This is a genomic window from Streptomyces humidus (assembly GCF_014649655.1).
In the GTDB taxonomy this organism is placed as follows: domain Bacteria; phylum Actinomycetota; class Actinomycetes; order Streptomycetales; family Streptomycetaceae; genus Streptomyces; species Streptomyces humidus.
The window spans coordinates 107,085-119,659 of record NZ_BMTL01000022.1 but is presented as its reverse complement, the minus strand read 5'-3'; the positions used below and the strand labels follow the sequence as shown (position 1 = coordinate 119,659).

Here is a 12,575-nt window from a genome sequence, read left to right as displayed (position 1 = left end):
TCAGCTCGCCTCCGTGGCCTTCAGGCTGGTCACGACGTACTCGACCAGCCGTCCGACGGTCAGCTCGATGATCTCGTCGAACTCCATGTCCGCCAGGAACTCGGCGAAGTTGACCCGGTCGCCGTAGCGCTCCTGGAGCAGCCCGGCCAGGGTGACCAGATCGATGCTCTCCAGTTCCAGGTCGCGGTTGAAGGTCGTTCCCATGCCGATCTCGACGTCGTCGAGGCCGTACTCGTCCTCCAGGAGCCGCGCCAGCATGGCGGTGAGGTCGGCGAGGACCGACGCCTCGTCGGCGGGGGCGGACGCGGCGGGGGCGAGGGTGGGGATGGCGGGGGTGCGGGGGGTGGGGGATGTCATCGGGCGTCGTACTCCTCAGCGGTCGGGTGTCCTGTCGTCCACGCCACGGCGTAGGCGCGCTCCGGGAGCCGGGGCGGGTTGGCGGCCGGTGCGCAGTGCACGGCGTAGGCGCGTTCCAGGCGGCCCGCGACGGTCAGCCGGTCGCCGGCCGGTGCCGCGTCGAGCACGGCGAAGTCCCGTGGCCGGCCGCCGAATCCGGTGCCCTCCGCCTTGGCGACGGCCTCCTTCGCCGCCCAGAAGCGGGTGAACCACAGAGCCTCGCCTTCGCCGGTGGCCGCCGACAGGCTTTGCAGCAGCCGCAGTTCGTCCGTGCCGAGGGCGGCGGCCATGGCCTGCGGGGTGCGGTCGACGACCTCCTCGACGTCGATCCCCGGTCCGGGGCCCGGCCGGTGCGGCCGCACGATCGCCACGGCCGCCTCCGCGCAGTGGGCCAGCGAGACGTCCAGCGCGGGCAGCTCCCGGCCGTGCACCCCGGTGACGTACGGGCGGCCGGCGTCGTCGTTGCGCACCCGCAGCTCCGCCGGGAAGACCGGGCCCTCGCCCTGGTCCCACAGCCACCGCCGTACCGCGTCCTTGACGGCGATCCTGCCCAGCAGCCACTGCCGGCGCCCGCGCGGCGCGTGCCCCGCGTACTCCGCACGCTCCGCGCCGCCCAGGGAGTTGCGCATGATCAGCTCCCGGGACGCCAGGTCGGGCCACCGCTCGTGCAGCAGCAGCCAGCCGCCGGGCCGCGTCTCGGACAGGGTGTGGCGCTCGGGGAAGCGCTCGACCGGCCGGGTCTGCGGGTCGTTGTCGAAGCGGCGGTCCTGCCAGCCGTACAGCTCCGCCCACACCGTCCCCGCGACCGTCAGCTGGACGTCGGCCTCCAGGACGGCGTCGGTGAGCGAGGTGACCCGCACCAGACAGCCCACCTCCGTGCCCGGCGCGGGATGCGGCCCGTAGAACCGCATCTCCCGCATCCCCACCGGGAACACCACGGTCCGCTCGGCACGGGTCGCCATGATCCAGTAGCCGAGAACCTGGCCGACGTTGTCCAGCAGCGCGCCGGGCGCGGCAGGAGTGGTGAGACGTCCGCGCACATGGCGTTCGCCGATCGCGGTGAGCTCGGTGACCCCCTGGAACGCCGGGCCGTGGAACATCCAGCGCTCGGCGTAGAGCTGGGCGGCGGTGTGGTCCGGGGCGCGTTCGGCGCCGGGGTCGACGGTCCAGGGCGCGGGCGGCGGCGCGGGATGAGCCGCGGCCAGGTGCACCGTGGCACGGGCGCGGGGGCCGAAGGAGACGGCGAGGCGGCCTGGTTCCTTCTGTGTCACGGTCACGGGCACGTCGACGGCCGGGGTGGCGGTCAGCCACTCCTCGAAGCGCGCGCCGTGCACGGCGACCGGCACCGTGCCGGGAGCCGCCTCCAGCGCCGCGTCCACGATGTGCTGCACGATCGTCGTCGCCGGCACGACCGGCCAGCGGTCGGCCACCTCGGGCCAGCCGGGCCGCTGCGGGAAGAAGCAGTGGTCCAGCAGATAGGGCATCGTGTCGGGGGAGACGCGGACGGTCGTGTGCCATGGCCCGGCCGACGGGACCGGGCCCGCGACCGGGCCCGACGACGGGGACGAAGCCTGGGCCGTGGCATGCGCGGGCGTCGGCTTCGTCGTCGTCGGCGGCGGTGTCCGCGTGGACATGAGGAGGGCGGCCGTGTCCGCGGTCTCGCGCAGCAGGGCGCTCAGTTCGGCGGCCATCGGGGAGCTCTCGACGAGCGCGTCCAGCGGCGACGGGGCCCTATCCGCCGCACTGGCAGGCGCGCTCGACTCCGCACGCGGCCCGGTCCCAAGACCGGCCCTCAGCTCGGTGAGCCGTCCGGGGGCCAGGGACACCAGGGCGCCGCCCAGGTCCAGCCGCACCGGCGCGGGGCGTCGGTCCCCGGCCGCCGCCTCGACGGGGCGCAGGGAGGGCGCCACCGCCGAACCCGCCGTCCACAGCGCGGTGGCCACCCGGCGCAACTGGGCCAGGCCGCCGCGGTGGGGCGAGTTGGCGGCGACCACCAGGTGGTCGTGAGCGCCCAGCGTGTCGCCCACGAGGGAGCCGAGCTGACCGGGCCCCACCTGGACGAAGACCCGGTGACCCGCCGTGTGCAGGGCCTCGGTCAGCTGCCGGAATCGCACGGGCTCCAGCAGGTGCCGGACGAAGAGGGCCCGGATCCCCGCCTCGTCGTCGGGGAAGGGCGCGGCGGTCGTGCCCGACCAGAGAGGGGTGTGCGGCGGATGCAGCCGGAACCGGCGGGAGGCCTCCTCGATCGGGGTGAGATGAGGGCGCAGCATCGGCGTGTGGAAGCCCGACCGGAACGGCAGGACCTGGCTGAGGACGCCTTGGGCGCGCCGCGCCCGCACGAACTCCTCCACCGCCGCCTGCGGACCGCACACCATCGACTGACCGGGTGCGTTGTCGTGGGACAGGACCAGGCCAGCCCGGTCCCGGCCCTCCTCGCGCAGAGCGGCCAGGACGCTCTCGGCCGATGCGCCGATCGCGCCGAAGGCCAGACCGGGGACCGTCACCGAGTCCGGGTCGAAGGCGGTCATGAACGCGTCGACCTCGTCCCCGGCGTACAGCCCGGCCGCGGCCATCGCCGTCCACTCGCCCACGCTGTGTCCGGCGACCGCGTCCGGCACGATCCCGCTGCGGCGCAGCGCCGTGTCGAGGAGGCGGCCGACGGCGACCACGCCGAAGCCGTGCCGGCCCACGTCGCCGGTCCGGCTCCCGTCGACGGTGACGGCGCGCAGGCCGAAGTGCTCGGCCACGTCGTCGACCTGCGGAGTGAAGTCCCCCTCCAGGCCGGGGAAGAGGAACGCGAGCCTGCCGTGTCCCGTGCCCAGCAGGGGGTGGGGCCGGAACCAGACGTCGCTGCGGCCGTGCCAGGGCCGTTCCCGGAGGACCGCACGGCGGGCCAGGGCGAGCCGCTTCGCGGTCGGGCCGACGACGCCGAGGCGGGCCGGCCCCGCCTCCGGGTGCGGACGGCCCGGGTCCAGGCCTGCGGCCCGTACGGTGGCGTCGTCGGCGTCGAGGAGCGCCGCCAGACGCGCCGGGGAACCGGCGGCGAGCAGCAGCACCTGCTCGGGCTCGGCGACCCGCAGGGCCGGACGGGCCGGCGTGCCCGCGCGGCTCCCCCGCGAGCCGGGCGCCTCCTCCAGCACCACGTGCGCGTTGATCCCGCCGAACCCGAACGCGTTGACGGCGGCGCGGCGCACGGGCCGGCGCGCGGTGGGCTCCCAGTCGGCCGCCTTCTCCAGGGTGCGGAACCGGGTGCGGGCCAGGGCGGGGTGCGGGTCGTCGCAGTGCAGGGTCGGAAGGAGCGTGCCGTGGTGGACGGCGAGCGCGGCCTTGACCAGACCGGCGACCCCGGCGGCCGGCATGGCGTGCCCGATCATCGACTTGACCGACCCCAGCACCGCGTCGCCGTCGCCGGGCCCGAACACCTCTGCCAGCGTGGTCAGTTCGGCGTTGTCGCCCGCCGGGGTCGCGGTGCCGTGCGCCTCCAGCAGACCGATCGAGTCGCGCTCGGCGGGGTCGAGCCCGGCCGCCCGCCACGCCTGCCGCACGGCCTGTGCCTGGCCGCCCGGATCCGGGTTCACGAGCCCGGCGGCCCGGCCGTCGCTGGCCACGCCGGTGCCCCGGATCACGGCGTAGATCCGGTCGCCCGCGCGCTCGGCGTCGGCCAGCCGCTTGAGGACGACGACGCCCGTCCCCTCGCCGATCAGGATGCCGTCGGCGTCCCGGTGGAAGGGCCGGATGCGCTGGCTGGGCGAGAGCGCGCGCAGCTGGGAGAAGACGCTCCACAGCGTGATGTCGTGGCAGTGGTGGACGCCTCCGGCGAGCATCATGTCGCAGCGCCCGGAGGAGAGTTCGCCCACCGCCTGGTCCACGGCGACCAGCGACGAGGCGCAGGCGGCGTCCACCGTGTACGCGGGCCCGCGCAGGTCGAGCCGGTTGGCGACCCGGGAGGCGGCGAGGTTGGGCACCAGGCCGATCGCCGACTCGGGGCTGTCCGGACCGAGCCGTTCGGTGAACGCCGTGCGTACCCGGTCGAGTTGGTCGCCCGTCAGGTCGGGCAGCAACTCGCCTAATGTGCGCACCAGTTGACCGGCGGTCCGGACCCGCTGGTCGAGCCGGACCAGGCCGGGCGTGAGATAGCCGCCCCGGCCCAGGACCACGCCGACCCGCCCCCGGTCGGGGAGGCGGTCCGCGCCGCCCGCGTCGTCCAGGGCCGCCGAGGCCACGTGCAGGGCGATCAGCTGGTCGGGCTCGGTCCCGGCCACCGAGTTCGGCATGATCCCGAACCGGGTGACCTCCACCTGCGCCAGCCCGTCCACGAACCCGCCCCGGCGGGCGTAGACCCGGTCCGCGACCGCCGGGCCGGACGCGGCGCCCGGCCGGTAGAAGTCGGCGTCCCAGCGACCCTCCGGCACCTCGCCGATCGCGTCCACACCGTCGCGCAGGTTGCGCCAGTAGGCGTCCAGGTCCGGGGCGCCCGGCAGCAGCACCGCCATCCCGACGATGGCCACCGGCACCTGACGTGCCGTCATGACACCTGTGGCGTCGTCGTGTCGAGGTGCGCCCACCGCGACCGTCACCAGCCCGAGGCGGTGTAGACGACGGCGGTGGCGGACTCCTCGCCCCAGGCGAGCTCCCGCAGCAGCGCGGCCGTCCCCTCCTCGGGGTCGATCAGCCGGATGCCGCGCCGGGCGTACTCGCGGGCGAGCTCCGCCCCGACCATGCCCGCGTGTTCGGCCGAGGGCGCCCACGGGCCCCAGTGCACGGTCACCGCACGGCGGCCCGTACGGGCGGCGAAGGCCGCGCCGAGGGACTCCAGCGCGTCGTTGGCGGCTGCGTAGTCCACCTGGCCGCGGTTGCCCGCCACGGCCGAGACCGAACCGAACAGCACGGTGAACGCGGGTGCGGTCGGCAGCTCCTCCAACGCGGTGAGCAGGGCGTGGGCGCCGGTCGCCTTCGTGGCGTACACCCGCCGGAAGGACTCGGCGCTCTTCTCGGCGATGAGCCGGTCCTCGATCACGCCGGCCGCGTGCACCACGCCGTCGAGCCGGCCGTGCTCGGCATGGATCTCCTTGACCGCCTGCAGCACCGCCTCCGGCTCGCGGAAATCGACCGAACGGTAGCGGGCCCGGCTGCCCAGCGCGGTCAGCTCGGCGATCGTGGCCGCGATCTCCCGCTGGGCCAGCAGCAGTTCGGCGGCGCGGTTGATCTCGGCAGGCCGCAGACCGCCGCGGGCGGCGAGCGCGGCCCGCAGCGCGGCCGGGGTGCGGGCGGACGCGGTGTCCGCGGCCTCCGGACCGTCCGGGGCGGGGGTGCGGCCGAGCAGTTCCAGACGGCAGCGGGAGGCGCGGGCGAGTGCGGCGGCGAACTGCGCGGTGATGCCGCGCGCCCCGCCCGCGAGCAGGACCACCGAGTCCCGGTCCAGGCCGAGCGCGGCCGCTTCCGCGGCGCCTTCCCCGGCCGGTCCCGCCCCCGTGTCGCCGAGCGCGCCGAGCGGCGCCGCCACCAGGTCGAACCCGTGCCGCCCGGCCGCCGTCCGCAGCACGACCGGCGTCCGGTCCGGCGCCATGGCCTCGGCGACCACGGCGTCCGCGACGGCGGACGGCGAGACGTCGGCGAGTTCGACGACCCGGGCCACGGTCTGCGGATACTCGAGCGCCACGGTCCGGAACAGTCCGCGCAGGCCCGCCGTGCGGGGGTCGGGCGCCTCGCCGTCGGCGGAGCGGACGGCCAGCAGCCGGCGCGGGCCGTGCGCCAGGGCGGCCTTCAGCACGGGGAACATGTCGGGCAGCACGGGGGAGTCGTCGCCGTTCGCGAGGGCCCCGAGCCACAGCACGCCGTCCACCGGCCCGTCCGCCTCCGTCAGGACGTGATCACGGGCGCGCACGTCGACGTCGGCGCCGTGGGAGGCCAGGCGGGCGGCCGTCTCGGGGGCGTCGCCGAGGACGATCCAGCGGGCGCCGGCGAACACGGCCGACGGGTCGGCGGGGGCGCCGGGCCGCTCGTCGAGGAGGACCGGGCGCAGCAGGCGCCGGCCGGGGGCCTCGCCGGTGACGGCGTCCGGCCCGGGGTCCGGGTCCGGGGCCGCCGCCGGTTGCGTCGGTGCGGCGGCCTGCTCGGCGGGTCCGTCCAGCCGGGCGGTCAGCCAGTCGGTCACCGCGGCGGCCGTCCGCGCCTTCGCCAGCTCCTCCAGCGCGTCGTCGTCCAGGCCGGCGAGGCCGGCGTCCGCTCCCGCGCCCAGGCGGCGGGCCAGTTCGCCCGCGATCTCGGCCCGCTTGATCGAGTCGATGCTGAGATCCGCCTCCAGATCGAGGTCGGGCTCGATCATGTCGACGGGGTAGCCGGTGCGCTCGCTGATGATCTCCAGGACGACCTGCTGGACGTCGACCACTCCCGAGGGCACCGCGGCGGGCTCCATGGCGTCGGGCCCCCCGACGGCGGCCGCGGCGTCCGCGGTCCGGGTCGGGCCGGCCGACTCCGTTGCCCCGGAAGGGAGTTGCGGGACGGCTTGCAGAACCTGAGGTGCGGGCGGCGGGGGGGAGGCGAGCCGCGCGCCCGGGTCGGCGCCGAAGTAGGTGAGCAGGACGTCCCGTTGGGCGGCGATCATCTCCCGGCTGGTGCGCAGGAATTCGGAGATGAGCGCGTCCCGGTCGGACGGGACGCCCTGCGGGGGGTTCGTCGTCACAGTCGTCGCTGTCCTCTCGGTGGGGTCCACGACACGTCGGGCCGGTGCGAGCGCACCGGGAAGGAAGGCGCCGTCGGCGGTGCGCACCAGCTGGCCGTCCACGGTCCAGCCGGGCCGCTTCGGCTCGGGTGCGCGGAGCGCGTCCACCGCGTCGCGGCCGCGCAGCAGCCACCCGGCGCGCACCGGCAGCCCCGCGACGGCGAGTTCCGCCAGCGCCTCGAGCCAGCCGCGCAGGCCGCTGCCGGGCCGGGGCTCGCAGGCCACCGTGCGGTGCGGGCGGTCGCCGAGGATCTGGCCCGTCAGCCGGGTCAGCACGGAGCCCGGACCGGCCTCGACGAAGACGCGCGCCCCGGCCGCGTACATGGCCTCGATCTGCTCCACGAAGGCGACCGGGGCGCCGATCTGCGCGGCGAGCCCGGCCCGCACCGCGTCGCCGTCCGGGGGGTAGGGGTCGGCCGTGCGGTTGGACCACACCGGGAACTCGGGCGCGTGCACCGGGCGGGCGGCGAGCGCCTCGGCGAACCGGTCGGCGGCGCCGGCGACCAGCGGGCTGTGGAAGGCGCAGGCGACCGGGACGCGCTGGGCCCGCAGACCCGCCGCGCGCAGCAGCCGGACGGCCTCGGCGACGGCGTCCGTGGGACCGGAGATCACCGTCTGTTCGGGGGAGTTGCGGTTGGCGATGACGACGCTGTCCGGCGCGCCCGCGTCCCGGAGCGCCCGCGTCACCTCTTCGGCGCCGGCCGAGACCGCCGCCATGGTCCCGAGGTCCGCGCCGTCGCCCTCGTCACCACGGGCGGCCCCGGCGGCCTCCGCCGCCCGCAGGATCGCCGCCGCCCGTTCCGCGCTGAGTTCCAGCAGCGTCTCGGGGGTGAGCGCGCCCGCCGCGCACAGGGCCACCAGCTCGCCGTAGCTGTGTCCGGCGGCCATGTCCGGCTGCACGCCGGCCGCGGTGAGCACGGCGTGCGCGGCGAGTCCCGCGACGCCGAGGGCGGGCTGCGCCACGCGGGTGTCGGTCAGCGCGGCCCGCTGCCTCTCGCGCACGGCGTCGTCAAAGGCGGCCGGCGGATACAGGGCGTCGGCATGCGAGCGGCCGAGCTCCAGGTAGGGGCGCAGCTCCGGGAAGGCGACGAACAGGTCCGCGAGCATGCCGGTGCGCTGGCTGCCCTGACCGGGGAACAGGAAGGCGACCTTGGCGTCGCGTGCGTCGCCCGCGTCACCGGTGCCGCCCGCAGGACCGGTGCCGCTCGTGCTCCCTGCGTCAGCCGTACTCCCTGCACTCTCTGCGTCAGCCGTGTCGTCCGCACGGCTCGTGTCGTCCGCACGGCTCGTGCCGGCCGTGCGGACCACGCCTTCCGTGCCGCCGGGGCCGGGCCGGTGGAGCCCGCGCAGCGGAGCGGCTCCGGCGGCGTCGGCGGGATCGGCCGTGGCCCGCAGCAGTTTCTCCACCAGGTCGTCCACGTCCGTCGCCACGATGGCGCCCCGGGCCGGGTCGGTGCTCGCGTCCGACCGCCGGGCCGCGCTCAGGGCGAGGTCGCGGAGCCGCCATGGACGGCCGGGCGCCCGGGCGGCCTTGAGCAGTTCCTCCATCGCCCGGCGGGCCGTCGCCTCGTCCCGTCCGCGGAAGACGAACAGCTCGGCCGGCCAGACGTCGAGTCCCCGCACCGGCGGCACACCGTCCGCGTAAGCGGCCAGCACCACATGGAAGTTGGTGCCGCCGAAGCCGAACGCGCTGACCCCGGCGATCCGTTCCCGCGCGGGCACCGCCCAGGGGCGGGCCTCGGCGTGGAAGGCGAAGGGGCTGGTGTCCGCGTCCCAGGCCGGGTTGGGCGTCTCGACGTGCAGGGTGGGCGGCCGGACGCCCGTGTGCAGGGCCAGCAGCGTCTTGATCATCCCGGCGAGGCCTGCGGCGCACTTGGTGTGCCCGATCTGCGACTTCACCGAACCGAGCGCACAGCCGCCCGGCCTGGCCCCCGCCTCGGCGAACACCTCGCTGAGAATGCTCAGTTCGGTGCGGTCGCCGACCACCGTCCCGGTGCCGTGCGCCTCGACCAGCCCGACGTCGGCCGGGGAGACGCCCGCGTTGCGGTAGGCGCGCTCCAGCGCCGAACGCTGCCCCTCGGGCCTGGGCGCGGTCAGCCCGAGGGAGCGGCCGTCGCTGGAGGCGCCCAGGCCCTTGATGACGCCGTAGACGCGGTCGCCGTCGCGCTCGGCGTCCGCGAGCCGCTTCAGCACGACGCAGGCGACGCCCTCGCCGAGCGCGATGCCGTCCGCCGAGCCGTCGAAGGCGCGGGAGCGGCCGGTCGGGGACAGGGCGTGCACCGAGGAGAACAGGACGTAGTCGTTGATGCCGTTGTGCAGGTCGGCGCCGCCGCACAGGACCACGTCGGAGGTGCCGCCGACCAGTTCCTTGCAAGCGACGTCCACCGCGGCCAGCGACGAGGCGCAGGCGGCGTCGACGGTGTAGTTGGCGCCGCCGAGGTCCAGCCGGTTGGCGATCCGGCCCGAGATGACGTTCGCGAGCATGCCGGGGAAGGAGTCCTCGGTGAGCCGCGGGAGCTGGCCGTCCAGACCCTCCGGGACACGGCCGTAGTAGGAGGGCAGCACCGCACGCAGCGTGGCCGCGTTCGACAGGTCGCTGCCCGCCTCCGCGCCGAACACCACCGAGGTGCGGGAGCGGTCGAACTCCCGTCCTCCGTCGCCGTATCCGGCGTCCTCCAGGGCGCGCCGCGCGGCCTCCAGGGACAGCAGCTGCACCGGTTCGACCTGGCCGAGGGAGGCCGGCGGGATGCCGTAGCGCAGCGGGTCGAAGGGGATGCGGGGGAGGAACCCGCCCCACTTGGACGGAGTGGACTCGCCGTGGTGCACGGCCGGGTCCCAGCGCTCGGCCGGGACCTCGTCCACCGCGTCCACGCCGCCGACGACGTTCGCCCAGAAGGCGGGCAGGTCGGGAGCCTGCGGGAACATGCACGCCATGCCGACGACGGCGACGTCGAGCGGAGCGGGCGCGACCGGCTCCGCGGCCTGCCCGGCCGGGGCCGTCTCCGCCGCCCGCCGGGCGAGATGCTCGACGGCGCCCGTGGTCACGGACGCGTGCAGGGCCGCGAGGGTGGTGGTGGCCGAGCGCAGCACGGCCACCTCGCCCGCCATGAACATCCCCTCGGCGAGCTGCCGGCGCTCGTCGACGGGGACGAGCGCGCCCTCGGTGTCCCGGGTCACGCCCTTGCTGGCCAGGCGCAGCCGGCCGACGTTGAGCCGCTCCAGCTCCTCCCAGATCCGCCGGTCGGGCACGCCCTCGGCGCGCAGCCGGGCCTCCTGGTCGCGGAATCCCGCGGCGAACGGGCTGGGCACGCACCGCGTCGCGTGCCCCGGCGCCGACTCCAGCAGCGTGGTGGCCTCGGCGTCCATGACCTGCCGCCGGAACAGCGGCCGGATCGCCCCGCAGGACACGGCCTCGTCGGTGAACAGGTACGCGGTGCCCATCAGCAGACCGACGGCCGCTCCGCGCGCGGTGAGCGGCGCGGCGAGCGCGGCGACCATCGCCGCCGACCGTTCGTCGTGCACTCCGCCGGCGAAGAACACCTCGACGTCGTCGGCCGCGCGGCCCTCGAAGTAGTCTTCCAACACGCCGAGTTGGGCTTCCCAGAGCGCGAAGCTGCCGCGCGGTCCGACATGTCCGCCGCACTCCGAGCCCTCGAACACGAACCGGCGTGCCCCGGCGTCCAGGAACTGTCGCAGCAACCCCGGGGAGGGCACGTGCAGAAAGGTGCGGATGCCGTCCTGCTCCAGCGCCCGCGCCTGGGACGGCCGGCCGCCGGCGATGATCGCGTGCGTCGGCCGCATCTGCCGTACGGCCTCCAGCTGGGCCGCGCGCACGTCCTCCGGCGCGAAGCCGAGGACGCCCACACCCCAGGGCCGGCCGGCCGCCGCGTCCCGCGTCTCGGCCAGCATCGTCCGGGTCCGCGCGCCGTCCGCCAGGGCCAGGGCGAGGAAGGGCAGCGCCCCGTCCGCCGCCACCGCCGCGGCGAACGCGGCGTCGTCGCTCACCCTGGTCATCGGCCCCTGAGCGACGGGGAGCCGGGTGCCGAGCGCCCGGCTCATCGGCGAACCGGGCCGCAGCGCACGGGGGGCCGAGTCGTCGTGGACGGCGTCCCGCATCGCGTCCCGCATCGCGCGCACGGTGCGCCGTACGTCGCCCCAGCGCTCGGCGAACCGGGCGGCGAGGAAGCCGTCCTGGCCCACCGGGAGCAACTGGGTGCGCGGGTCCCGTGCGCCGAGCATCGCCGCGACCTCCTGTGGCCCGGCGTCCCCGGCGAGCTGCGGCGCGTCCGGGCCCCGCCGCAGGAGGACACGGTGACCGGCCAGGACGACGGTCTCCGAACCGTCGAGGGTGCGCAGCGCCGCGGCGGCCGGTTCGGGCAGCGCCGACTCGACGAGCAGCGCGAGCTGGCCGTCCAGGACGACCCCCGCCGCGCCGCCCGCCACCGCGGCGGCGGCCGTCCGGGGGCCGATGCCGCCGCACGCCCACACCGGCGTCGTCACGTCGGGCGCGGCCAGGAGCTGCTGGAGCAGGACGAAGGAGTTCAGCGCGCCGACGCGGCCGCCGCATTCGGCGCCGCGAGCGATCAGGCCGTGCGCGCCGGCGAGGGACGCCTCCCGCGCGCCCGCCAGATCGGTCACCTCGACCAGCACCCGGAAGCGCCCCGCGAGTTCGGCGATCGGCCAGGCTGTGCCCGCTGTGCCCGCTGTTCCGGTCGCCGCGTCGACGGCGAGGACCACGGTGTGGGGACCGTCCGGATCCAGATCGGCGGGGGTGAGCCGGCAGTGCGCGTCGACCCGGACGCCGAACCCGCCCGGAGAGGCGCGCCGCAGCCGGGAGAGGGCCTCGCGCGATCTTCGGTCGCCGGGCCCGAGGTCCAGCACGCCGAGACCGCCGGCCCGGCCGACCGCCAGGGCGAGCCCGGCGTCCGGCTCGCCGAACGGAGTGATGCCGATGATCATGTCCTCGGAACGCACAGCGGACGTCATGATGCTCCGAATCAAGGGTGAGACTGCTCGGTGGGGGGTTCGGGACAGCAAAGGCGGCTCACCGGATTCCGGCGGGGAGAGGCCCACCGCGGAACGCCGTTCTGTAGCGCGTGCTCGAAACGCGTTGAAAGCTAGTGGCCTTGTTACTCACTGGTCAACGTTCGAACGATCGGCCGGTTACCGGCCGCATCGATTCGGTCAGACGCGCGTGAAGGTCCAGGGGGGAGGAAAACGGATCAATTCCGGTTCCCCACAGCGGTGTTCACCTCGGACTCACCTTCCGGAAACATGATGGGCCGACAGAAATGCGCTCCTTTGGACCGCATGTCCCCGGACGGGCGCCTGTTCCCTGCGTCGATCCGGTGGCCGGGAAAATTCTGTGTGTCGCCCCCGGAGTGACCGGAAGAGCCCCTGCTCGGCCGGGTGCCCGCCGCTCACCCACCGGAACGGGTCTTGACTGGGGCCGGACGGC

General features: G+C 75.8%; 3 protein-coding genes. All 3 read right to left on the bottom strand.

Translation table 11 applies throughout. The features are described from left to right. Genes IE239_RS25070 through IE239_RS25060 form a run of 3 tightly spaced genes read right to left on the bottom strand, consistent with a single transcriptional unit; the run spans position 1 to position 12,103 of the window. Positions 1 to 357: an acyl carrier protein gene (locus IE239_RS25070; RefSeq protein WP_190151635.1), complete on the bottom strand. Its 357-nt coding sequence runs from the start codon at positions 355 to 357 to the stop codon at positions 1 to 3. Continuing rightward, positions 354 to 4,925, bottom strand: coding sequence for a type I polyketide synthase (locus IE239_RS25065; protein ID WP_190151634.1), 4,572 nt, complete (start codon positions 4,923 to 4,925; stop codon positions 354 to 356). The genes IE239_RS25070 and IE239_RS25065 overlap by 4 nt, the downstream gene beginning before the upstream one ends. A 44-nt stretch (positions 4,926 to 4,969) precedes the next feature. Then, positions 4,970 to 12,103 (bottom strand): type I polyketide synthase, encoded by a 7,134-nt coding sequence (locus tag IE239_RS25060; RefSeq protein ID WP_190151633.1) that lies wholly within the window; start codon positions 12,101 to 12,103, stop codon positions 4,970 to 4,972. Positions 12,104 to 12,575 lie beyond the last annotated feature (472 nt).